This is a genomic window from Caloramator sp. E03 (assembly GCF_006016075.1).
Classification (GTDB): domain Bacteria; phylum Bacillota; class Clostridia; order Clostridiales; family Caloramatoraceae; genus Caloramator_B.
In genome coordinates this window covers 2,119,144-2,144,687 of the sequence record NZ_CP040093.1, presented here as the reverse complement: position 1 = coordinate 2,144,687, position 25,544 = coordinate 2,119,144, and the positions used below count along the sequence as shown (strand labels likewise).

Below are 25,544 nucleotides of genomic sequence, written 5' to 3'. Positions count from 1 at the left end.
TACATTAGCCCCCTGCAGCCACAGGGAATATGCAAACCTCATCATCCTCCTTTAGCTTTGTATTAATACCATCAAGATGAGCTATATGCCTTCCGTTTACAAGTATTATTACATCATCACTAAGGTTCCCTTCTTCTGTATATATCTTTTCCTCAAACTCTTTTCCATATTTTTTACAAAGGTTATCTAAAAGCTCCCTCACATCATTATATAAAGGCACATCTGCTTCCTTACATTTGGCATAGTTTCTAAAAAATGCAAAAAACTTAACTTTCATTTAACCACTCCATAAATTCTTTCATGAAGCCCATGCATGCTTCACGCAGTGCATGGGCTCTAATTTATAATTTAATTTCAAGATCTTTTAATTTTTCCTCAGTTGGTACTCCATCCTCACTCCAGCCTCTAACTTTATAGTATTCCTCAAGCATTACAGGTACCCCACTTACCTTTCCCTTTGCAGGACCTTTTTCCAGAGGCTCACTTAATAGCCTTGGTGGGAGAGTATCATCTTTTTTAGTAAATCCTACTTTAATATTGAACATTCTCTCTAAGTTCCAAATCCTCTCACCACATTTTAATATCTCTTCATTGCTCATATCAACGCCAATAGCTGTTCTTAGCATCTGTGATATTTCAGGAAGCCCTATTCCAAAGGTTACAAAGAGGCACAATCCTGATGAATCTACAACAGCTGTCAGGTCTTGGAATAGTTTGACCCAGTTTGCTTTACCATCAGTTACAAGCTGGTCAAGTTTTTGAGGTACTCCTAAAACTTCAGGAGATATCGTATATCCTCTAACATGGCAGCCTCCTCTGTTTGAAGTTGCATAGTTTAATCCTATTCCTTGAACTCCTCTTGCATCATAAGCTGGCATCTCCTGTTTTTTAACTGACATTGAAAGCTCTGGATGACCATATTTTTCTGCCAGTCTATATGAACCCATAGCAAGCACATCCCCAAAGCCTTCTCTTAAAGCTGTCATCTTAGTAAGCTCAACTATCGCATCTCCATCTCCGAATTTGAGTTCAAATCCTACATCTTCTTTAGTTATAATCTTTTTATCATAAAGCTCCATTGCACAGGCAATTGTTGAACCCATAGTTATAGGATCAAGGCCGTATTCGTTGCATATAAAGCTTGCTCTGCATATTGCATCAAGATCTTTAACTCCACAATCTGCACCATAAGCCCATCCTGCCTCATATTCAGGGCCTTCGCCAGTGCTCTTAAACTTGCCGTCGGGTATTCTTGTTACTCTTCCACAACCTATATTGCAGCCAAAACAACCTTTATTTCTAACAAGATATTTTTCAGTTAAGGCTTCACCACTCGTGTCATCAGCATTTTCAAATATTCCGCCGTCTCTCCAGTTCCTTGTTGGAAGAGCACCATTCTGATTTAGTATATTTATAAGTATTTCAGTTCCATAGGTAGGAAGTCCTGCTCCTGTAACAGGGTGAGCTTTAAGCTTTGCCCTTGCATCGATGCAGGCTTCCTTGAATTTTTCAGGATCAGCAACCTTTATTGAATTAGATCCTCTAACAGCAACAGCCTTTAGATTTTTAGACCCCATAACAGCCCCAAGCCCTGACCTTCCTGCTGCTCTATGCTTGTCATTTATAACTCCTGCAAATAATACAAGCTTTTCTCCTGCAGGACCAATACATGATACTCTAAAGTCTTCTCCGTTTTCCTTCAAGAGAATATCAGTTGTTTCATAAACAGTCTTTCCCCAAAGGTGCTCAGCACTTCTTAATTCTACCTTATCATCATTTATATATAGATAAACAGGTTTTTCTGATTTTCCTTCAAAAATAATTCCATCATATCCTGCAAATTTAAGCTCTGGACCAAAATGTCCACCTGAGTTTGAAGCTCCTATTGTTCCTGTAAGGGGTGCCTTTGTTATAACTTCATACCTTCCAGCTGAACTTGCAAAGGTACCTGTTAAGGGGCCTGTCATAAATATAAGTTTATTTTCAGGGCTGAAAGGCTCAACATTAGGATCAACTTCATCCATAAATATCTTTGTTCCAAGTCCTCTTGCTCCAATATATTTTTTAGCATCATCTATATTTAGAGGTTCAACTTTAATAGTTCCTTCTGTAAGATTAACTCTTAAAATCTTACCAGTCCAACCGAACATTATTTCTCCACCTCCTCAAACAACTCCTTAAACTTCTCAGCAATAATTTTCTTCCTGTTTAGATTATTAGGAGTTGCCTCTTTATACTCAATAGCACCTGATGGGCAGAATTTAGCACACTGAGGATCGCCACCACAAAGATCACATTTTACAATCTTCTTTTGCTTTGAGTTAAAGGTTATGTTCCCAAGAGGACACGCACTTATGCACATCTTGCAGCCTATACACTTTTCATGATCTACAACTACAGCATTATCAACTCTCTTTATTGCTCCAACAGGGCAAACCTTTTCACAGGCCGCATCTTCGCAGTGCATACACATAATTGGAACTGATATTAAAGCCTCCTCATAAGTAAGCACTGATACTGCAGAGTTCTTTGGGTTAATTTCATTATCCTTTGTAAAAGAGCATATAATCTCACATGTTCTGCAGCTTATGCATTTGTCAGGCGAAATCATTAAAACTTTGCTCAATTTTCCCCTGGACACCGGTTTCCGGCTCCAGCTACACCCCCCTTTTTTATTTTTAAAATAAAGGTTCTATAATAAATGTTGGGGTGGTAAACCTCAACATTTTTATTTAAATAGAAAAAAGCACTTTATTCAGATGCCAACTTTGCTAAAATAAAATTAACCAAAACAAAATTTTAGAAAGGAGGCATCCAATAAAGTGCTTAAGTATAATTTTATCAACAATTTACTAAACTTAAAAGATGTTTTTGTAAAAAACGTTGTTAATAAAGATGATTTTATTGAGATATTTGTTGAAACTAAAAAGAAACCACATGTTTGTCCAGTTTGTGGCTATACTACATCTAAAGTTCATGATTACAGAAAACAAAGAATTAAAGATGTACCCATTCAGTTTAAAAAAACTTTTATCATTCTTAGAAAAAGGAGATTAGTATGCTCAGAATGCGGTAAGCGCTTTTATGAAAAGCTAGATTTTCTTCCACGCTATCATAGAATGACAAACCGCTTATCTTTCTTCATAATTAACGAACTATCTAATGTTAATAGCATGAAGCATGTTTCCTTAAAAGCCAATGTTTCCACCCATACTGTAAAACGCATTTTTGATACTGTTAGTTATACTGCGTATTCTTTGCCTGAAGTTATATCTATTGATGAATTTAAAGGTAATTCTGGTGGCTCAAAATATCACTGTATATTAGTTGATCCTGTTAATCATAAAGTAATTGATATTATTAAAGATAGACGATTTCATATCCTTTCGGATTACTTTAGAAATTTTAAAAACAGGGATAAGGTAAAATATGTAGTTATTGATATGTGGAGTCAATATGCTGACATTGCTAAAACATACTTTAAAAATGCAACTATCATCATAGATAAGTTCCACTTTATGCGCTACAACACCTGGGCTATAGAAAACGTTAGAAAGCGCATTCAAAAGAATATGGATAAGAAACTAAGGCGATATTACAAAAAAAGTCGAAAACTCATTCTTGCTAGAAAAGATTCCTTAGATGAAGACTCTAAGAGACAACTTGAAATTATGCTTTTATACAATGATGAATTAAGACATGCCCATTACCTTAAGGAATCCTTTTACAAAATTTCAGATGCAAGGTCTGCTTCTGAAGCAAAAATATTACTAAAGGAATGGATTGAGATAGCAAGAAAAAGCGGTATAAAAGAATATATTTCATGTGCAGAAACTTTAAGCAGGTGGTTTAAGGAAATAGTTAATTCCTTTGATGTTCCTTATACGAATGGATGTGTTGAAGGTTTTAACAACAAGATTAAAGTTATTAAAAGAAATGCGTTTGGGTTCAGAAATTTTAACAGGTTTAGAAATAGAATTCTGCATTGTTGCAAGTAATTGATTACTGTACTCTATTTTTCAAAAACCAACATTAGTTTGGTCTTTTTGTTATGCCCATTTTTAGAGAATTTTTGATTCACTTTCTTTAATTCGTTAAAACTTCTTGAAAATTAGCAAGGGCAGGCATTTGAATAAAATGCCCACCCCAACTATTGACATAGAACCAAAATAAAAAAGTTCACCTTAAAGAAAAAAATCTTTAAGATGAACTCCTTTGCACCATGGCAGGTATAAAGATTGCTCTTTATGCCCTAACGGTTTAAATATCCCAAAGGGATAATTAAACTCGGAGAACATTAATAATAGATAATAATTTATGTAATTTCATTTTAATTGTAACATGATTTAAACAAATATACAATATATGTTTTTATTGTTATATTATAGTATATTTTACAAAAGCCGTAGATAATAACATCTACGGCAAATAAAATACGGCTGTCTATATTCATTTGTTTTTGTATTTAAATTTAAAATGTCTATTTTGTTTTTCAGACCCTTGCATTGCCTTTTTTAGATTGTCAGCTTTTTCTTGAGTTAATATACCTTGATCGACCAGTTCTTTATAAAAGTCAGATTTAGGCTGGGATTTTTTATTTTCAAAGTATGCTTTTCTTTCTTCTGATGTCATATTTTTTACTTTTTCCATTTCTGCTTTTTTCTCATTTATCTTCTTATTCATATATTCAATTATTTTATTTTCTTCATCCTTTGTTATTATTCCTGTCTTTACTTGATTTTCTAATTGAGATTTAAAATTCTCTATTTTTGTAGATTTATTCTTTTCAAAGAGAGCTTTTTTAATTGTATCAGCTTGCTGCTGCGTTATTACTTTTTGGTCTACAAGGTCATCAAACATATCTTTTTTAACATTTTTCTTTGCATTTTTAAAATACTCTTCTCTCTGCTTCTCATCCATTTTCTTAAGCTTTTCTTTTTCTGCTTTTCTTTCATCTTCTTTAATCTTTACATAAGAAACTATTTTTTCTTTCTGTGTGCTTGTTATCTTGCCATCTTTTACAAGGCTGTCAAGTACTTCATTTAAGGTTTGTAAATTTTTTATGCTTTTTTCTTTTCTGTTTTGGGTAAATAAACTTAAATTGTTTTTCTTTGATGTTTTAGTATTATAAGCAAACACCTGACCACCTATTAATAAAATAAACAAAATCACTGTTATAAAAATGGAAGTCTTTTTAAAATTTGTATTCATTTTATAATCGACCTCCTTCTATTTTATTCATACTTATTATGCCCAGAAATTATTACACATAAGTTACATATCATAAGTTTTATATTTAACATAATTAGTCTGTACCTTCAATAATTCTAATAAATAGATCAACAATTTGTGGATCAAATTGAGTTGAAGAACATCTCCTTAACTCATCAATTGCTTCTTTTACTGGCATTGCCTTTTTATATGAACGCTCATGAGTCATTACATCAAAGGCATCAACTATCGAAAGTATTCTTGATAAAAGAGGAATTTCTTCTCCTTTTAAACCATTAGGATATCCTTTCCCATCATACCTTTCATGGTGGCATAATATGTAATATGCAATATTTTGAAAATCAGGAACTGTAGAAACTATTCTGTATCCTATCTGTGTATGAGTTTTCATAATTTCAAATTCAGTATCAGTTAATTTTCCTGGCTTATTTAGTATTTCATCTGGTATTCCTATTTTACCAATATCATGAAGTTTTGCAAGCAATGACAATTCATTTATCATTATCGAAGATAAATTTAACTTATAACCAATTTTTTCACAAAAATTAAGTATTCTATCTGCATGTTCTTCTGTTTCATTACTTTTCTCGAATAATGTTCTGCTTAAAAGTAATAATGTATTATTATATAAACTTTGCTTATTTAATAGTTTATTATGATATAGTGCCTCTTCTGCTTTTCTTATTAATATCTTTAAATCTTTTGACGCAGCATACTGTGTAGAATGCCCTAAAGATAAAGTTACTTCTTTTAGATTATTTTTTGCAGTATTTATAATATTTTTTGATATAGTATCTGCTTGCTTCTCATTACAATCTTCTATGATTGCAATGAATTCATCTCCACCCCATCGGCATATTACTGCTTCTTCAGGACATGTATTTTTTAAAATAGATGCAATTTCTATGATAACTTTATCCCCTTCTTCATGCCCTAAGTTATCGTTAATCATCTTTAAACCATTTATATCTGCAATAATTATTGATACTGGATATTTACCATTTTTTGCCGTTTTATTTATAATATAGTCATAATATCCTCTATTAAATAGCCCTGTCAATAAATCATAATATGTAAGATATTTTATTTCATTTTCCATTTTTTTCTTATCATTGATATCCATAATAATTCCAAGTATTCTCTTGGGGAATCCTTTATTATCATATTCAACTATCTTTCCTTGAGTATAAACCCACTTGTATTCTCCATTTTTGGAAAGAATCCTATATTCTAAAAAGCTATCATAGATTTGATTTAAAGTCATCTTTTTTATAGAGCTATAAACATAGTCATAATCCTGTGGATGAATTCTTTTCCTCCATTCCTCAAAACTTACAGGAAATATATCATCTGTTTCAAATCCAAACATATTATAAACATTATCACTGATTCTAAATATATTTTTTTCTATATCATAATCCCAATATCCAGAATTTGAGCTGTTCAATATCATATTAAGTCTTTTTTCATTTTCATTCACTTTTTTATTATATTCAAATATCCTATTTAACATACCATTAATATCTTTAACTAAAGAAGAAAACTCAATACTTTTATATTCAGTAAGCAATCCTTTCTCGTAGTCATTAAATGTAATATTTCTTACATCTTTACTTATATTTTCAACAGGTTCTATTATATTATTATCAATAAATAAAATTAATACTAGAATAATTACAATAAATGTAATAGATAAGAATATCATATAAAATTCTAAAGAATGTAATTGCTGAATGTAATAATTTCTATCTTGGTTTAATACAATACAAAATGCTGGATTATTTAAAATATCATTAATTTTTTTATATACGGCTATATTATTTTTATCTATTTGATCTATAACAGTTTCTTCTCTCAAAATATCCTTTCTAATATATTCTGAAATATTACTCAATGATAGAGGAAGTAATTTTATTTTACTATCTGTCAACTTATTCATTTTATCAATCATTTCACTGTCTATATATCTTCCAACAATTAATGTTCCATCTTTAGGTAATTGTTTTTTTGAATCTGTAATAGGCCTTGAAGAAATAAGCATTGGCTTTTCATTAAAAACTATAATACCAGAAACTCCCTCTGACAGATTATCAGCCTTAAAAAGAACATTTGAATACCTTTTAATATAACCTATCTGTTCATCACTCATACTTACAAATTCATCATTATCATCCTTGATCTTTGAGTTTACAAGATTATTATCATTATCATAAAAAAGCATAATGTCTATATTTAAATTATTTAGTGTGGCATTATCTAAATTTTTTTCTTCATATTGTTTGTTTTTATCTTTAACATATTGATATGTATCATCCCAAATTGCCCAATCACCAGCCAATATTTCCAAATCATCAACATCAAAATTTATACTCATAATTATTTGGTTTATTTTATTAATTAAAATTTTTTTCTCATATAGTTTAATGTTTTTAATATAATATTTATACGAAATAATGCAAAAAGAAAACATAAATATTAATGATAAAGCTGTTAATGTCAGTAATATTTTTATACGTAACTTCATACCATATCTCCCATAACATGTTTAAGTTTTGTTAAGTTATATGATATTTGAATTTCATCTCCCCTTTGAGTTATCTTATATATAGCCAAAAACAAAATACCTCCGAAGGAGAGATGAAATTATGTGCAAGTCATTGAATAAAATTTCATGTCCAAGATGCCATAGTCAAAATCTCTATCGCTTTGGGAAAGACAAAGCAGGTAATCAAAAATATCAATGTAAAGACTGTAGACGTCAGTTTACTCTTGAAGATTATAAGGGTAAGAAAAATCGTGTATTGAGAGGGTATCCTCGTTGTCCTGTTTGTGGTAGTGGTACTTATTTGCACCATGATTATGAGTACTATTCCCATTATACTTGCAACTCTAAAAAATGTGGTCATTCTATTTATGTTGCAAAACCTATTAATATACCCTCTGCATCTTGTGAATTAATTAAAGGAAAGACAGATTTTAAAAGAATGAGATTTCCATTATTTTTAATTCTTACTGCACTTAACCTCTATTATCTAAATGGTTCTTCAACAAGAAGAATATCTCAATTTTTTAAACTAACCTACAATGTCAAAGTTTCTCATGTAACTATTGCATCTTGGTGCAAAAAATTTGCTCCAATTTTTCTAAGTATAGCTAATAGACTTACTGAAAATCTTGATTTAAGTACATCTGATGAATGGCATGCCGACGAAACTGTCGTTTTTATTAATGGTAAAAAACATTATCTATGGTTAATTATCGATTCAGAAACCAGAATGGTTCTTGGTTTTAATTTATCTCCTTCAAGAGATGCTTCTCAAGCTTTTTCCTTGTTTAAATCTGCAAGTAAGTTTGGATGTCCATCGGCTATTGTGACCGATAGATTAGGCTCATATAATCTTGCTACTAAAACTATTTTTAACACTTCAAAACACATAAAAGTTCAATCATTTAAAGATGATATATCCAACAACTTGCTAGAAGCTTTTAATGATACATTTAAAGACTGGTATAAACGTAAAAGAGGTTTTAAATCATTTGAAAGTGCAAACACTCTAATAGCAATGTTTATTTTCCATTATAATTTTTTAAGACCTCACTATTCTTTAAACAATCTAACTCCTGCACAAGTTGCTGGTATTTTAGTTGATGAAAAAAATATTAATAACTGGCTTCTGTCTGCTTAATTCTCAAATAAACCATATATTCATAACATACCTACATTTTAAGTTTTAAGTAGGTGCCTTCGGCATGCCTTTTTTTGATAAATCCAGTATTATCAAATTTTATTAATTCAGATTACATAAAAAAACTGTGTAATTTTGTGTAATTATACGTGTAGCTACGCTATTTTTTCATATTTACTTAACACAATCCATGTTTATTTTTATTTATAAATATTTCGACATAAACTGGAGGAATCCTTCTTATAAATTTTGAAATTCAGTAGTTGCATAAATTGGTCCATAAATTGTCATAAATTGGGACGGTTACTTATTATATAGAAAATAACAAATTGTGACACATTGGGACGGTTAGTGTCAAAATGTCCATTTACAAAAAAGAAAAAAAGTTCAAGCCAAGGAAGCCAAGGGACGGTTACTTATTTCATACACAATATCTGCAAAATTAGGGGGACATGTATAAAATATTATGTCTATTATTTAATATAATAAGTAACCGTCCCTTCTATTACCTTTGAAAAACCACAAACTTTTTCATTCCGTCGTTGTGGCTACTTTTAGTCATGACCTGTTACTTATTATGTAGAAAATAAGAAATTGGAAATCTAGCCGATGAAAGTTGGGAAAGTTGGGGATAAGTTGAGTAAGCTGGGACAGTTACTTATTATGTAAAAACTAGCAAACAACTACAAAATGATTTCTCTATTTATATCATCTAAAATTCAGCACGCATTAATAAACTGAAATATAATTTTAATATAATAAACCCTTTACTAATTTTGTAATGTTAATCTATTCTTTTTTATATTATGTTGATTTGATTTTTAGCGTTTCATCATAGCTTGTACATCTTTTTTCTTCATTTTCCTCTGGGAATCATGCTTTTTAAAATTATTACTTATCATTTAATTAACATTAAACACTCATACGCCTACAGCCAGTATCTCCTCCGCTATTCCCCTATACCTCTCCTCCTTTATAAGTTCAGCCCCTAAAGAGCATAGCCTCGATACGTTCGCTTGCCCTATGCTGCCAAGTATCTTACATATATCAGAGCATTTTAAATCACAAAACTTTCTTAATACAAAGCACAGTATCGCCTTTGCCTCCTTCGCTCCCTTTGCCCTTTTTATCTTAAGCATTAATTTGTCTATATTAAACCTTTCTGATATTATCTCTATTATCTTCTCAGGGGATAAGTCCCTTACAAGTACCCTTCTCATACTCCTATATTCTGTAGGCTCATTTTTAAACTCCTGCTTCTTTGCATCAATTACACTTTTTACTTTAAATATGAAATCTCGATACATTGCTCGTGCAGCTGCTTCCTTAAGACTAAACATTGAAAGTATAAAGCTGTCATCTATAAGTTCAAACTCATCTTTCTTTTCTGCTAAGAATATCCCTAAGGATGAAAAACGATAATCCTGTGGGTTTGTTTCATAACCCTTTATATCTGTTGCGTTAAAGTGAACGTAGGCTGTTAAGGCAAAAAGATATCTGTCATTATCAACTATAAGGCTTTTAAATCTATCGTGGAAAAGGTGCCCTATTCTTTGGTGCCTTTTGTTGTAATAGATTGCATATTTGTAGTTGATAAAGTGCATTATCTTCGATATGTCCGCACCATTTGCGTCTATTATGAAGTGGGCGTGGTTATCCATAAGACAGTAGGAATAAACTTTAAACTCGAACTGTTCCTGAGATTTTTTAACAAATTCCATAAACTTTATTTTATCATCATCGTCTTTAAAGAGAGGGGCCTCAACAATGCTTTTAACCATAACATGATAGATGCAATCAAAGGACTTCATTCTTGCCATTCTTGGCATAACAAAACACCTCCGACTTAGATTATATTTTTAGTATTATTTTTCCAAGTAGGAGGTGGTTCTATTCGTATTATTCATCAAATTGTAAATATAGCAGGAGAATAAGTAACCGTCCCTTAAATATTAAATAATAGACATAATATTTTATACATGTCCCCCTGATTTTGCAGATATTGTGTATGAAATAAGTAACCGTTCCTTAATTTGAACTTTTTTTCTCTTTTGTAAATGGACATTTTCACACTAACCGTCCCAAAACTACCAAAACTACAAAACTAAAAACACTATTCTTAAAAAACAAAAGAAAAAATAGTATGAAAAATAATTAACCATCCTTTAATATAAGCCTTTCGCCTAATATGCTTTTTGAAATATCATAAAGATATTTAAACTTTTCTTTATCAAAGGGCTCCATATTAGACAGCTTACCCTTAACTCCTAAGGGTCTAAAGGGAATCAGTTTAAATTTTGTATAATTGTTAAGATTATATATATATTTTGATATTTTTTCAATTTCATCTTCGCTATCGTTAAAACCTTCTACTAATACTGTTCTAACCTCATACAAAAGCCCTTTAGCTGATACATATTCGAGATTTTCAAGTATCTTTTCGTTATCGTATCCTGTAAGTTTAATATGATTTTCTCTGTTTAATGCCTTAAGATCAAACATAAAACTGTCTGTAACATCAATTAGCTTTTTAAGCACGTCAAATTCCATATATCCATTAGTATCTATAAAAGTAGTAAGTCTTGTATTTTCCTTTATTAAGTTGAAAAGTTCTAATATAAATTCATATTGAAGGGTGCACTCTCCTCCCGAAAGGGTTATGCCATCAAGGAAATCCCTGTTATCATAAGCTATTTTATAAACTTCAAATGCAGACATTTCCTGATACTTTGGCATTGAATTATTCGGGCATATCTTTATGCATACATCGCATTTAGCACATAAATCCTTATTGTAAATTACTCTGCCATCTTTAAAAGAAAGTGCTCCTGCTATACATGTTTTAACGCATTCTCCACAGTTGGTACAAAGATTCCATGTTTCAGGGTTATGGCAGTATAAGCATCTTAAATTGCATCCCTGCATAAATACTGCCATCCTGCTTCCCGGTCCATCTATAAATGTGTTTAGTATTATTTTATTTATATAAGCCATTATATACCTCTTACCCTTCTATCTAAAATCCTGCAGTTTTTTATGCTGTCTGCACCAAGTGCAACAGTGCCTTCTCTTAGAGGTTCTCCCTTTTCATATTTTTCAATATCGCTTCTTTTTACAAGATACCCTGTAATCCTTATAAGTTCAGAATCTGAAGTGTTTATTGTCATTTCCCTTATTCCATTTTTAAAAGCTCCTTTAATAATCGTAAGCACCCCTTCTATATTGCTCTTTGCAGTTCTATCAAATATATATATATCACTAACTCCTGTATCAAAATACTTTTGAAGTTTTCCTTCAAGCCTTATCTGATTAAATAGTTCAGGCTCACATCCTGCCTTTATTCTAACCCCTGCTGAAACATCTATATCGCTGTCTATACCCGATTGAGCGTGAAATCCTATTTTGCCGTCATACCCATAGCAATAGAGCCCCTCCTTCTCTTTTACAACTTTATATGCTCTTTTTACTATATTCTCTGCCATTTCATCTGCAATCTCGTCAAATCCCATTTTCAAACCGCCGCTTAAAATCTCAACACATTCATATAGACCAAATATACCTGCCATCGAAGTAAAATTACTAATATCAATAAGTCCTTCCCTCGATAAAAATGATGTCTCAAAAAACTTAGCCGTCTCAACTATAAACCTTGCCCTTGTATTTATTATTTCACATTGACAGCTTAAGACATCTGGAAGTACCCTTTCAATAAAATCATCATAATTTTTCGATATTTTTGCTACTTCTTTAAGATTAACTCTGACTAAAGTAAAACTTCCTCCTCCTATTTTAAGGGCGTTATAGCAGCTTGCTATACCATAATTTTCACCAAGAACCTTTACTAATTCATCATGATTTATAAAATAAGGTTTGCCTGTTTCAAGGGATGTTTTAATTGCAAGCTTTATAAAATCATCTGGTGTATCCTTAGAACACTTTAATGATAGATTTGGGACTGCATCTTTTAAATTCTCTTCAAGTTTTAAAATAAGCCTCCCCACCTTTGTATCTCTTGGCCCTATATTCATGTGAACAAAGGCATCAGGAAAATTTCTGTCTATATTTATAAGGAACATTTTAAGAAGATTTTCAAGCTCTTTCTCAGATACTGTATCGCAATAGGGCTCTAAAAGTTCATCTACATTTCCTAAATATACAGGATATCCTGTAATCGATGGAACGTAATTATATATTATAAGAAGAGCATTTACAGCATCATACATATCAGAGGGCTTATTTATATTAAGATACTCACTTCCATTTTTAAAATACTTTTTATAATCAGGTAGAATATATCTTGGCCTATAGGGAGCATTTCCTTCATTCAAATTACAGATAATTCCATCTTCCATATATTTTTTCGCTTTTTCGCTTATAGAAACGTATGGAAGAGAATTCTCTGCAAAAGATGCTAAAGCTGCCCTTTTTTGTTTATAGTCAAGTTTAGTATTGCTTAATATTTCAATTACACCATTCATTAATATCACCTCTTTAATATAATTTTAAACCAATCGAATTATTGTGTCTACAAAACTATACTAATACCATCTTGTTAAAAAGAAATAAATTTTTATATGCAATTTGTGCATTTTACGATTCACAAATTAATTTCTATAATGAATTTGTATTTTAAATATTTCTAATATTAAAAATATTTTACAATAGATAAATGAATAGCCATAAACCTTTTAATAGTATGTTGTGCAGCTATGATCTTTAAAAGCATCCTTTTAATAGTGATAAATTTAACAATGATCCGTTTATAACCTGTATCTCACTATGTTAGAAAGACTCAAAATTAAAGTAAGTCAGGTTATATTATAAAATTTAAAGGTTTATGGAGGAAGTAAAAATGACTAATGTAAGAGAAACAAACACAAGTTATGTAAAATGGCCTACATTTGAAGAGATCAAAGAAATGTTCAAAGAACACTTTATTATGGACAGAAGAGAAGATGGTGTTGTTACTGTACGTATGCATACTAAAGGCGGTCCACTTATCTGGTCAATGGAGCTTCATGACGCAATAGGTAAAATGTGGAGAATGCTTGGAACAGACCGTGATACTGAGATGATAATCTTCACTGGTACAGGCAATATATGGGTTACAGACTTTGAGGCTGCAAGCTGGGCTCCAGAAGGAGATGATCCAGGTGAAACAAGATACAATCACATGTTTGTAGATGGAAGAAGAATGATAATTGCTATGATACAAGATGTTGAAGTGCCAACTCTTGGTGTATTAAGCGGTTCAGGTGGACATACTGAATTAGCACTTATGTGCGACTTAGCAATTGCAGCTGATGATATTACTGTTCTTGATCCACACATGTTACCAGGAACAAACAACGTACCCGGTGATGGAATACATAGCTGCTTCATGCAACTTATGCCATATAGATTTGCTACATGGTATTTAATGACTGGAGATAAGATGACAGCCCAAGACCTTGTTAGATTAGGATTAGTTTCAGAAATAGTTCCAAGAGAAAGATTAATGGATCGTGCTTATGAAATAGCGGACATGCTTATGGCACAAAATAGGGTTGCAAGAAGACTTACAGCTCAATTAGTAAAAAGAAGCTGGAAGAAGAGAATTGCAGATGATCTTGATATGGCATTTGGAACTGAAATGTTTGGAATGTTCTGCTCAGATGAGCTTCATTCAGAATTATTATCAATGATTAAATACTTAGGATTAGAAGGAAAGATAGATCCTCCATTAAAAGGAAAAATAAGATAATTATATAACACGCAGAGATTTTAAAAGCTCTGCGTATATAAATTGAAACTCAATATTAAATAATTTATCAGAACTATTTCTATGATTGTGTTAAGTAAATATGAAAAAATAGCGTAGCTACACGTATAATTACACAAAATTACACAGTTTTTTTATGTAATCTAAATTAATAAAATTTGATAATACTGGATTTATCAAAAAAAGGCATGCCGAAGGCACCTACTTAAAACTTAAAATGTAGGTGTGTTAAGAATATATGGTTTATTTGAGAATTAAGCAGACAGAAGCCAGTTATTAATATTTTTTTCATCAACTAAAATACCAGCAACTTGTGCAGGAGTTAGATTGTTTAAAGAATAGTGAGGTCTTAAAAAATTATAATGGAAAATAAACATTGCTATTAGAGTGTTTGCACTTTCAAATGATTTAAAACCTCTTTTACGTTTATACCAGTCTTTAAATGTATCATTAAAAGCTTCTAGCAAGTTGTTGGATATATCATCTTTAAATGATTGAACTTTTATGTGTTTTGAAGAATTAAAAATAGTTTTAGTAGCAAGATTATATGAGCCTAATCTATCGGTCACAATAGCCGATGGACATCCAAACTTACTTGCAGATTTAAACAAGGAAAAAGCTTGAGAAGCATCTCTTGAAGGAGATAAATTAAAACCAAGAACCATTCTGGTTTCTGAATCTATAATTAACCAAAGATAATGTTTTTTACCATTAATAAAAACGACAGTTTCGTCGGCATGCCATTCATCAGATGCACTTAAATCAAGATTTTCAGTAAGTTTATTAGCTATACTTAGAAAAATTGGAGCAAATTTTTTGCACCAAGATGCAATAGTTACATGAGAAACTTTGACATTGTAGGTTAGTTTAAAAAATTGAGATATTCTTCTTGTTGAAGAACCATTTAGATAATAGAGGTTAAGTGCAGTAAGAATTAAAAATAATGGAAATCTCATTCTTTTAAAATCTGTCTTTCCTTTAATTAATTCACAAGATGCAGAGGGTATATTAATAGGTTTTGCAACATAAATAGAATGACCACATTTTTTAGAGTTGCAAGTATAATGGGAATAGTACTCATAATCATGGTGCAAATAAGTACCACTACCACAAACAGGACAACGAGGATACCCTCTCAATACACGATTTTTCTTACCCTTATAATCTTCAAGAGTAAACTGACGTCTACAGTCTTTACATTGATATTTTTGATTACCTGCTTTGTCTTTCCCAAAGCGATAGAGATTTTGACTATGGCATCTTGGACATGAAATTTTATTCAATGACTTGCACATAATTTCATCTCTCCTTCGGAGGTATTTTGTTTTTCGCTATATATAAGATAACTCAAAGGAGAGATGAAATTCAAATATCATATAACTTAACAAAACTATTTCTATAGAGTGGAGGGTTAATATGAAATCTAACAAGGTTAAATATAATTTTGGAAAACAAGGTATATTCATGATATTTTATTCTGGACTTCTTGTATATTTCATGACAGGCTTAACAGTAGATGGACTAAATATAATTGTTCCTGGATTTTCCGCCTTAAAGGGATGGAATCAAAATCAATTGCTTTCAATAGCAACGCCTGCCTCTATCGGTGCTTTAATATTAACATCTTTCTGGGGATTTATAGTTAATAAAGTGGGATTAAAACTTGCTACAACAATCGCAATGTTTGCAAGCAGTATTTCAATATTTCTTTTTGCACATAGTATAAATGTTTATATGTACGGCATTATGGAAACATTAATGATTACTTTCATTAACTGTTTTTCAGTAATATGTGGCTATGCTATGATAGCAAATTGGTTTCCAAAGAAAAAAGGGATTGTACTTGGCTTTACAACTATGGGTATGAACTTTGCTTCAGCAACAATCCCAGCACTGTTAACAGCTTTTAGTAAGCTAATTGACAAAAATGGAAACATAATTCACGCATTAAATACTTTTGCTTTAATTATATTCGTCTTGGGAATACTAAATCAATTATTTATCAAGGTAACTCCAGAAGAAGCAGGGGTTTATCCAGATAATGAACCAACAGATATAGAATGTTCGGATTCTTCAGAAGCTGCAATTAGCAATAATACAAGATTAGGATATTTAGAAGCTTTATTATCAGGAAAGATATGGATATTAGGTATTGCTTATGGACTTGCAGGCATGGGTACTGTTGGTATTATGTCTCAATTAATTCCTTATCTTTCAGGTAATAGAGGGTTTACAGTTGAAAGAGCTATTTTAACAATGTCAATAGCAGCTATAATTGGCGTTGTAGGTTCATATCTTTGGGGCGTTATAGACCAAAAATGGGGAACAAAATTTGCTTCTCAAGTATTTGGAATCTGGTATGCAGCTGGTATAGCATTTTTAATTGCCCCGGGCGGAAAAACAACCCTGATGATAGGAATTTTTATGATTGGTATTGGAATAGGTGGTACAGGAAATTTCCCTCCATCAATGACTACATTATGCTATGGGCGCTATGATTTTGCAACAGCTTTTAGCGTTGTAAACATGATAATGGGCGTTATTCGTTCTGCAGCTTTTGTTGTTTTAGGATTAGTTCGTGGTGCAACAGGAAGTACAGAAACAGCTTACATGGTATTTTTAGTTCTTTCAATTTTAAGCTCTGTAATGATTTCTTTTGCTAAAACTGAAGAAGATGTAGCTGTCCAATTAAAATCAAATAGTATGAATTTAGAAGTTAACAAGGAAATAAGTTAGCATTTAAATAAAGAGGAATAAAGAGGGAATAAAGAGGGACGGTTACTTATTTCATACACAATATCTGCAAAATTAGGGGGATATCCATGAAATATTATGTTTATTTAATATAATAAGTAACCGTCCCTCCTGTTACCTCCTGTTACCTTTGACAAACCACAAACTTTTTCATGCATTCGTTGTGGCTACTTTTAGTCATGGGCTGTTACTTATTTTGCATAATATAGATGCAAAAAGATATCATAAAACCTCAGGCAAATACCTGAGGTTTTATCGTTTATTTATTTACCTTTTATACTTTTATATTTTCTTTATATAGTCTAATTAGGTGCTCCTCAATTCTCAATATGCCTTGTTCTAGTATTTGGCATAATAGCTAATCACAGTTTTCTCCATTCTCCGGTGCCTGGCACCAAATTACGGCTTAAAAAAATACAAATCTGGAGATATCATACCATATCCTAAATCAGTATTATTTCCTATTCCTAAGACATTGGCTGTATAAATTAAATCCTTTGAACCATACATTTCAAATTTAGATTTAAAGCATACAAAATCACTACTACATATTTTTTCTATTTTATTTTTAAAGAGAAATATAAAAGAATCATTTTCAGGGTATATTCCATAAATTTGAATATATTTTTCAATTAGTCTATTTCTTATTGTTTCACTAAAAAGCTCAGGGTTTTCTATGTAATCGATGCTTTTGTTTTTATTTAAAGCTAATACAGGAGATAAAAGATAACCTTCATTAAAATATGAAACATTCTTAAATACTACTGAATTAACCTTTGCCTTCCCGTATTTAAAATTTATTCCTTCCGTTACAATAGAATTCATTAAATCAATTAAACTTTCATCATTAAACATTGATATATCGAATCTTGCTTCATTTAATGCATAAAAGCCTTCTAGCTGCTCTTTTTTTCTTTTGCATATTAAATCAGAAAAAGTAAAATGTTTAAAGTTTTTTTCTAATAAAAAATTACTAATAACATCTTTATAATTATTTTCAAAGAAAAAGGGAGAATTAAATTTAAAATTAACGCTAAGCCTTATCCCCTTCATACTCTCTCCTTCAATGTAACCTTAATCCAGCCTATAGGATAGGTTGGTTTATTATTATAAACTGCAAGCCTTCTTGTCTTAGGAAACATACCCTTTATATTTTTTGCTCCTGCATTAATTAATTTACCTATAAAATCATCATCCAGATTTTTTATAACCGACTTTGGCTTATATCCTGTTGAAAATCCTAATTGAATAATAAACTCATTTTCTTTAAGTTTCATTCCTAACAGATTATTATAGAATTTAATGATTTCCTCTAATCCATATTTTTTATAAAAATCCAATTCACATTTTATATAATCATTCATATCTTTTCTTATCTTTTCAGCAAAATCTAATACACAATCTGTTTCTATTTGCTCAATATCATTATTTTTATAATAATCTATAAATCCCATAGAAAACCTGCTATTTAGTTTTGTACCTATTTTAAATGTTTCAGTATGAATGGATACGCCCATATTTATATTATCCTGATTTCCCCCCCATTTGAACCATTTAACCTTATCGTTGCATATATTTAAAATTTTAATCTCACTGATACTTAAATCTTCATATTCCTTTGTATCTGTATCAGCTATTTTTAAAAGTCTAAAAGGGGAATAATAGGAATCTTTAAATAGTTCTTTTTCAGCAATATCATCACAAATTTTTAAAATATCCATCTTTTTACCATAATGTTTAGCCTCATAATCTTTTTTTTCATTTATCTTTTTATTAAGGCTTTCTATATATCTACTTTCTTCATTTAATGCTCTGCTTAAACTACTTCTTAGAGCTCCTTTTATAGAACTTCCAGGAATATAGGGCCTCCCAGCTGTTTTAATTATCTCCTTAACTTTAGAACTTCTATTATAGCTTATATTCTGTGCATCTATGCTGTATTTAATATATTTCCTATAATCAATGCCACATTCTTTAAGGCTTCTTGTAAAATCAGCTTTATTATTATAAAAATCAAAGGTTTCAATAAGCCCTACAGCCTTTTTATTTTCCTTTATCATTTTCATAATATCAATTACATGAATTTTATTGTTTTCAAAAACCACTTCAAAATTTCCAATATCAAAGCCAGATGTAACAGTAGTTGGAGATAGTATTTTAATTTCTGCATCGTATATTTTAAAGTTCATATTATCCCTCCCAATCTAAAGGGATTAAAAAAGCCCTTCCATATTTATATACTTTATGGTAGTTAAAATCTTCAGGGGTATCATCAATTATACATCCTTTAAAATCCCCTTTTACTATACTTCCCTCTTGAATCATCCTAAATAGGCTGTGCCTTTTTACTTTAGAATAATTTGAGTATATATATCCACCTCTTTCAACAATATTGTAGAATATTAAATCTTCAACCTTGTCCTTTTCATTTGGAATACAAAGAGATAATAAAAGATTTTTATCTTTAATATCCTCTATATAATGCTCTAATGGTTCAAATTCAAACTGCCCATATCCGTAAGTTCTATCTCCTCCTATTCCCTCATCCCCAAGGAGTTTAATTGATGAAATAATCTCTTCTATTATATAATCTTTAGCATCCATAAAAAACCAAAGCCCACAATCTTCATTAAAAACACAGGTACTAGTATAAAATATATTAGATGCATTAGTTATTCTATCTAATGTAGATCTTGGCCTCTCCCTTACATTATACACATTCTTTTTCATGTCTTTTTTCAAAAGCATATTATCTTTTAAATAAGCTTCTTTAGTATTTCCAAAGAGTATTTCTTCTGAAACATAATTTATCTTTTTCTCTTTTTTAAAGTCATCAACATACTTTTTAAAATTCATTCCAACAGGCCTTGGGTAAAGATATTCATCATTTATATAATAAAAAGCAGAGGAGACTTTAAAATTTCCATTAATAGCTTCATTAATCAAATTATCAGTTTTATCTTTGCCATATAAGAGGCTATGGCAATTTATTATACCTGAAAATATAGTATCAGAATGAATTATAGTTTCAGTTAAATTAAAGGCACCTTCTTTATAGCCTATGTGAAGGGGAGAGGTAAACTTTAATTTTATTCTAAATCTTTTCATTATAACCATCCCATTCTAAAATTTTACTTCGCTAAGTTCTTTATATTCATACATTTTTTTATCTTCTTGTCCCTGTTTATAGTAGTTATCATCTCTAAATCTTATTACTATATCCTTAAATTTAACTTGTCCGTATCCTCTACTGCCTTGTCCACCTAAATAATCATCTTCTAAAAGTTTAAGGGCAGTTAAAAACTCCTTTAAATACGTATCATTATCATCGTTATATACATTTATAACAAAGCTACAGTTAAATTTTGCACCTGCTGGAACCCTCTCGGTTTGTCTCGGGTTTGCAGCAGAGGTTATCCTGTCAAGATTGTTTTCAAATTTAACTTCAGTATAATCAAAGTCCATATTATCCTGCATCTCTTTAGTAATACTGCTTTCATCTAAAGAAGCATCTCTTACAATAAGCCTTGTTGGCTGAATAACATCTTCTAAGTTTAAATCATCTGTATCTCCATTGTTATTTATAATTACTTTGTGGTTTCCATGATTTCTTCCAAATAGATTACAAACTTCGCAGTTTTCATCATTGCAAAGATGCATTCTTATACCACTTTTAGCTCTTTCTTTATTTTCTTTGTCATCATTCTTTGGCTCTACAGTATATACTACCTGATTAGGAACTAATTTATTATTGTAAAATTCCATTAAACTTCTTAATTTACCCTTTAAACTGCTTCCTGGAATATATGGCTTGCCCATTGCATCTTTTATAACAGGATTGTCTACCCCACCAATATCAAGAGAGTTACCTGCAGTTCCTACATGAAGCCCTGTTAAAAGCTCAATTTTTGCATCAATTATATATTTTCCTTTTAAAGATATCTCTTTAAATTTCATTCTTAAAACCTCCTTTACTTTCCACCATAAGCTCTATGATAAGCAATTACAGCTTCAAAGAAATCTTTAAATCTTTTTAAATGCTCTTTATTCCCTTCCAATACTACATCAATTAAAAGATATAAATATTCTTTTAAATCCCTTAATTTTGTAAAACGTCCAGCAGTATATCCAATTTGAGCTTTAATAAGCCTTAATTTATACTTATAATCACCTTTATCATCATACTCAAGCTTTTTTATTTCAGAATAAATTTTTCTTATTTGTGATACCGATACATCCTCTTTAATTTTTTTACCCAATTCTTCAGCAAATCGGAATAACTCTTTCCCATCTTTATCCTCCAAATTTAAAACCTTTTGTGCATCTTCTTTTGTAAAGTTAATTTTATTTTCTTCATTTCTCTGACTGTTACCTATATTGGTATTTGTATTGTTCTGATTTTGCATATTACCATTTTTCCTGTTTGTGCCTATATTGCTATTTGTGGTGCTATAGGGCTTGTTTGTATTCCTATCGTAAACCATAATAATACCTCCTTTTATCTTGTTTCAAAATCTGCCCAGGATACAGCAGATTGAAGCTTGTCATATATCTCATTGTTTTTTTTCATCAAAATATTATCTATTAAATATGAAAGCTCAAACTTTGCGTTACTATTTCTCTCTTTAATCCTTGAAATATAATATATAAATCTCCAAATTTTAAATATTTCCTCTTTTTCTTTAGATTTTTTATATTGCTCACAGGCACAATATAAAATATTTAATAAATTCCTTGTTACACCTTTTTGTAATATAACGGATAAAGTATCTTTAACTTCCTTTAATTTATCAAATTCCTCCCAACCAATTACTTTTCCAAAAAGACTTAATGAATTTTTTGTGTATCCGTATCTTTTATACTCCTTTGCCCTATCAAGGCTTTCACCGCAAGTTTGTGCTACTTTATATACAGGGAACTTATCATCGGGAGCTATTTCAATTGCCATTGATATCGTAAGATTTTCATTCCCGCCTGAAAACAAGCTGAATTCATCTCTTATGCTCTTTGCTACATCAGGAAGCATATTCCAAGGACCAAGTATAAAAAAATCATCCCCTCCAGAATAAACAACAGTACAAGCGTTATAATTATTTTTTATCTTTTCCTCTAAAAAATATCCAAAGAATATTTCAAGTTCAGTTGAAAGAGTTGATATCCTTGCAATTGATTTGTTAGATTCTTTTTTGGTTTTACCTTTTAATCCATCACTAAAAATCCTTCCTAAATTATCTACATCCCCTCTTAAAAGCCCCCACTTTTTTATTCCCTTTGAAAGATCGGCCACTTGAGTAATATTCGCAATTTTATTATCATCTCCCATATACACATATTTTGCAGTCTTAATGTATCCCATATTATTTTTAAAATCTGCATCTTCCTTGTTTATGGCAAAGGCCTTTTTATTTATATAGTCAGAAAATAAAAGTTCAAATCCAAAGGCTTTAAATATATCATCAACAGTTTTTATATCCCCATTGTATTCATCAGTTTTACATATATTAAAATACTTTGATTTATTTAATTTATCAGCTAATGTATTAAATGATTCACAGAAACTGCATCTATCATTTTTGAGTATTCTTCCACAATTTGGGCAAACATTATGATTTTGATTTACAGGTTTGAAAAATTCATTGTTTAATACTTTGCTAAATTTTTTATTTTTTAATTTCTCAAGTTCTATCCCTGATTTTTCGAAAACTTCTGAGAAGTCACTGTCTGCAAGTTTTGAAACTTCAAATTTAACACAGGATAACAAAACCGTAACATCTATCCCGTGGGCTTTTAAAAATACTTTCTCAACTTTTTCTCTATATTTATCAATATTTTTTAAGCTTTTTTCTGGAGCAAGTATATAAAAATGCCCTCCTCCACAGTATAATATGTTGCTTAAAGTTAGTCCTTCCTTTTCAACTATATAACGGGCAATAATATCAAGAATATATGATAAATAAAAGGATCTTCCTTTTAAACTTTTAACAGCCCCGTCCATATCTATGTTATATAAAAAGCTTTGTATCCCTGAAATATCACCTTTAATAAGACAAAACAGCTCATCATTTATTTTGCTTTTGTCATCTTTTACTCTTGTGTAAAGAGAATTTATATTGTCAAAATTTCCTATTTTAATGTCCTCTTCAAATTGCTTATAAAGACAAACTGCAATTGCCCCTGTTGTAGTAAGATGGGAAAAAAGAGATATGTCAGGAGAAGAATAGTAATATGCAGATGGAATATTGGAGGTATATTCTTTTAATATGTAGTATATTCTCTCAATATCCTTTTCTCCCGAAATTATATTATTAAATTCATCCCAAAGATTTTTATAAGCCTGCTTTAAATTCTCCTCTTCCTCATCTAATAAACCTTTAAAATCAGATAGTTTTGTTAAAGGCTTCACCTTTCTTTTTGCTTCCTTGTCTAATTTTACAATAGAAAGTATAGAATACATATTTTTACAGTCATCATCATCGCTTGGATGCCTTTCTCCTGCAGATAACATGTCTGCAATGCTTATTATTTTTTCATGTACATTATCAGGTTTGTGATGGTTTCTTATGTAGTTTCTTATAATATTATTGTTTTCAAGGTTAAGATTTTCGCAAAAGTTTGCTCCCCACTCCTGATGTCTTGGTGCAAATGCATTTTCTTCAGCATATATATTTTTATATTCCTTTTTTATTTTGTCCTTGCTATCTTTATCCTCCGTCCTCATATAAAATTTACCTATATCATGCAAAAGTGCAGCAGCATAAAGTTCATTCATCTTATCCCCCTTATTTCTTAAGTTTATTTAATATTTCTATGTGTATTTGTAATTTCCTGCTATAAATTATATATTATATAAAAATAGCTTATAAATTACATGTAATTATTTTGTAATTCATAAGCCTGCTCTACATTTTTTATATTTCAAATTCAATTAATTCAACATCCGTATTATATCCTTTTCTTGATTTTATTAAATTCATATCTTTTTCATACTTTGAATGATCCAACCATATTTCATATATTTTAATTTCATCTTCATTTACATCATAGTCCCAAAGACATCTGAAAATTTCTTTATTAGTTCTAGATTTAGGCTTATATAAATATGGAAAATTAATTCCCCAATCCTTATTATGCATTATTGTTCCAAGAATATCTTTTTCTTTATCACCATCCTTATAGAATTTTTTAATCATAGTGATTAATTTAAATAAATTGTTTTCAATAAGGTTTTTATAGTTTTTATCATCTAATAAAGTTATAACATTCTTGGATAATAGCTTTTTTGTAGTTAAATAATCTTCACAAATAAATTTCCCAAAGGCATTAAGACATACCAAATTGTCATTATCATCATTAACAATTTCAAAGAAAAACGAATTTTGTTCAATAAATTCTTTATCATTATCATTCAAATCAGAAAATTTTATTATATCATTATCATCATTAATCATCTTTTTTAATAATTCTTTTTTTGATAAAATCCTTTCAACATTTATTTCAATAGGTACTGGAGGAATTTTTATAAGTTTTTGAGTTTCTTCATATAGATACCCTGTATCATATCTATAAAAAGAACCTACAATATAAGCAAGATATGTCATAATCTTATATCCACCTATTGGAGCAAAAAATGCATATTCATTGCCTGCATATAATAATTCGCATGTTAATTTATTCATAAAATCCCCTAAATTTCTTCTAAGCTTTACATTGTCTGTTACATCTATATTATCTGCTTGTATTAATTTTACTCTGGTATTAAAATATTTCTCTATTATTTTTTTATTGATATTTGCTGATATAATTCCTCTTACCGTATCTGTGTGAATTATACTTACATTAAAATCTTCATCAAGATAGTTATTATTTTTTAATTCATTAAGCATTGAAAACTCTGCACTTATTTTTTTCATATCTTCATGATTTATATTGTAGTTATAATTAATGCATTTATTAAGTGCACTATTAATATCTATCTCTTTTTTATCTGCTTGTTGTGCTATTTCAACTATTTCAGGTATTTTTTTATCTAAGTAATTACCCTTATTTAAAACTGATGTACCTCCAGTTATTATTACCTTTGTATATTTTGGCATTTTAAACCCCCTTTTCTT

At 30.2% G+C, this 25,544-nt stretch carries 20 protein-coding genes and 1 riboswitch; of the genes, 4 read left to right on the top strand and 16 right to left on the bottom strand.

Annotated features, from left to right (window positions below; genetic code table 11):
• Window positions 1–4 precede the first annotated feature (4 nt).
• The 3 genes from FDN13_RS10450 to FDN13_RS10440 form a co-directional block, all read right to left on the bottom strand.
• Complete coding sequence (locus FDN13_RS10450; protein WP_138980205.1) at window positions 5–277, bottom strand: ubiquitin-like small modifier protein 1; 273 nt, start codon at window positions 275–277, stop codon at window positions 5–7.
• Window positions 278–341: 64 nt separating this feature from the next.
• A complete protein-coding gene (locus tag FDN13_RS10445; RefSeq protein ID WP_207670879.1) occupies window positions 342–2,150 on the bottom strand; it encodes an aldehyde ferredoxin oxidoreductase family protein in 1,809 nt (602 codons plus the stop codon).
• Entirely contained in the window at window positions 2,150–2,626 is a 477-nt protein-coding gene (locus FDN13_RS10440; RefSeq protein ID WP_138980202.1) for a 4Fe-4S dicluster domain-containing protein, read from the bottom strand. Before FDN13_RS10440 ends, FDN13_RS10445 begins: the two co-directional genes overlap by 1 nt.
• Before the next feature lie 196 nt (window positions 2,627–2,822).
• Between FDN13_RS10440 and FDN13_RS10435 the strand changes: the two genes are divergently transcribed.
• A complete protein-coding gene (locus FDN13_RS10435; RefSeq protein ID WP_138979155.1) occupies window positions 2,823–3,998 on the top strand; it encodes an ISL3 family transposase in 1,176 nt (391 codons plus the stop codon).
• A 196-nt stretch (window positions 3,999–4,194) separates the two neighbouring features.
• A riboswitch (molybdenum cofactor riboswitch) is annotated at window positions 4,195–4,305 on the bottom strand.
• A 144-nt stretch (window positions 4,306–4,449) separates the two neighbouring features.
• Here FDN13_RS10435 and FDN13_RS10430 read toward each other — a convergent pair.
• Both FDN13_RS10430 and FDN13_RS10425 read right to left on the bottom strand, forming a co-directional pair.
• Window positions 4,450–5,211 carry a hypothetical protein gene (locus FDN13_RS10430; RefSeq protein ID WP_138980200.1) on the bottom strand — a complete coding sequence of 254 codons (762 nt, stop codon included), beginning with the start codon at window positions 5,209–5,211 and terminating at the stop codon, window positions 4,450–4,452.
• A gap of 94 nt (window positions 5,212–5,305) precedes the next feature.
• Window positions 5,306–7,756 (bottom strand): HD domain-containing phosphohydrolase, encoded by a 2,451-nt coding sequence (locus FDN13_RS10425; protein ID WP_138980198.1) that lies wholly within the window; start codon window positions 7,754–7,756, stop codon window positions 5,306–5,308.
• Between the two features lie 121 nt (window positions 7,757–7,877).
• Between FDN13_RS10425 and FDN13_RS10420 the strand changes: the two genes are divergently transcribed.
• Entirely contained in the window at window positions 7,878–8,918 is a 1,041-nt protein-coding gene (locus tag FDN13_RS10420) for an IS6 family transposase (protein ID WP_138980196.1), read from the top strand.
• A 920-nt stretch (window positions 8,919–9,838) separates the two neighbouring features.
• On the opposite strand, the gene FDN13_RS10415 is transcribed toward FDN13_RS10420, so the two are convergent.
• From FDN13_RS10415 to FDN13_RS10405, 3 genes are all read right to left on the bottom strand, one after another.
• Entirely contained in the window at window positions 9,839–10,747 is a 909-nt protein-coding gene (locus FDN13_RS10415) for a transposase (RefSeq protein ID WP_138980194.1), read from the bottom strand.
• 325 nt (window positions 10,748–11,072) lie between these two features.
• The gene (locus FDN13_RS10410; protein ID WP_138980192.1) at window positions 11,073–11,912 is read right to left on the bottom strand and encodes a YjjW family glycine radical enzyme activase; all 840 of its coding nucleotides are present in this window, start codon (window positions 11,910–11,912) and stop codon (window positions 11,073–11,075) included.
• Window positions 11,912–13,396 (bottom strand): YjjI family glycine radical enzyme, encoded by a 1,485-nt coding sequence (locus FDN13_RS10405; RefSeq protein WP_138980190.1) that lies wholly within the window; start codon window positions 13,394–13,396, stop codon window positions 11,912–11,914. Before FDN13_RS10405 ends, FDN13_RS10410 begins: the two co-directional genes overlap by 1 nt.
• Window positions 13,397–13,770: 374 nt before the next feature.
• Between FDN13_RS10405 and FDN13_RS10400 the strand changes: the two genes are divergently transcribed.
• Entirely contained in the window at window positions 13,771–14,661 is an 891-nt protein-coding gene (locus FDN13_RS10400) for an enoyl-CoA hydratase/isomerase family protein (protein ID WP_168190141.1), read from the top strand.
• A gap of 272 nt (window positions 14,662–14,933) precedes the next feature.
• Here the strand turns inward: FDN13_RS10400 and FDN13_RS10395 are convergent, their stop codons facing one another.
• A complete protein-coding gene (locus FDN13_RS10395) occupies window positions 14,934–15,974 on the bottom strand; it encodes an IS6 family transposase (protein WP_138979478.1) in 1,041 nt (346 codons plus the stop codon).
• A gap of 121 nt (window positions 15,975–16,095) precedes the next feature.
• Between FDN13_RS10395 and FDN13_RS10390 the strand changes: the two genes are divergently transcribed.
• Window positions 16,096–17,415: an MFS transporter gene (locus FDN13_RS10390; protein WP_138980187.1), complete on the top strand. Its 1,320-nt coding sequence runs from the start codon at window positions 16,096–16,098 to the stop codon at window positions 17,413–17,415.
• A 417-nt stretch (window positions 17,416–17,832) separates the two neighbouring features.
• On the opposite strand, the gene cas6 is transcribed toward FDN13_RS10390, so the two are convergent.
• The 7 genes from cas6 to FDN13_RS10355 form a co-directional block, all read right to left on the bottom strand.
• On the bottom strand, window positions 17,833–18,486 hold the full coding sequence (cas6, locus tag FDN13_RS10385; RefSeq protein ID WP_138980185.1) for a CRISPR-associated endoribonuclease Cas6: 654 nt from the start codon (window positions 18,484–18,486) through the stop codon (window positions 17,833–17,835).
• Window positions 18,483–19,622 carry a type III-A CRISPR-associated RAMP protein Csm5 gene (gene csm5, locus FDN13_RS10380; protein ID WP_138980183.1) on the bottom strand — a complete coding sequence of 380 codons (1,140 nt, stop codon included), beginning with the start codon at window positions 19,620–19,622 and terminating at the stop codon, window positions 18,483–18,485. Before csm5 ends, cas6 begins: the two co-directional genes overlap by 4 nt.
• A gap of 1 nt (window position 19,623) precedes the next feature.
• Window positions 19,624–20,541, bottom strand: a complete 918-nt coding sequence (csm4, locus tag FDN13_RS10375) for a type III-A CRISPR-associated RAMP protein Csm4 (RefSeq protein WP_168190140.1) — start codon at window positions 20,539–20,541, stop codon at window positions 19,624–19,626.
• Between the two features lie 15 nt (window positions 20,542–20,556).
• A complete protein-coding gene (gene csm3, locus FDN13_RS10370; RefSeq protein ID WP_138980179.1) occupies window positions 20,557–21,390 on the bottom strand; it encodes a type III-A CRISPR-associated RAMP protein Csm3 in 834 nt (277 codons plus the stop codon).
• 14 nt (window positions 21,391–21,404) lie between these two features.
• Window positions 21,405–21,917, bottom strand: a complete 513-nt coding sequence (csm2, locus tag FDN13_RS10365; RefSeq protein ID WP_138980177.1) for a type III-A CRISPR-associated protein Csm2 — start codon at window positions 21,915–21,917, stop codon at window positions 21,405–21,407.
• Between the two features lie 14 nt (window positions 21,918–21,931).
• Window positions 21,932–24,202: a type III-A CRISPR-associated protein Cas10/Csm1 gene (gene cas10, locus FDN13_RS10360; RefSeq protein ID WP_138980174.1), complete on the bottom strand. Its 2,271-nt coding sequence runs from the start codon at window positions 24,200–24,202 to the stop codon at window positions 21,932–21,934.
• 139 nt (window positions 24,203–24,341) lie between these two features.
• On the bottom strand, window positions 24,342–25,526 hold the full coding sequence (locus FDN13_RS10355; RefSeq protein ID WP_138980172.1) for a hypothetical protein: 1,185 nt from the start codon (window positions 25,524–25,526) through the stop codon (window positions 24,342–24,344).
• Between the last annotated feature and the right edge of the window lie 18 nt (window positions 25,527–25,544).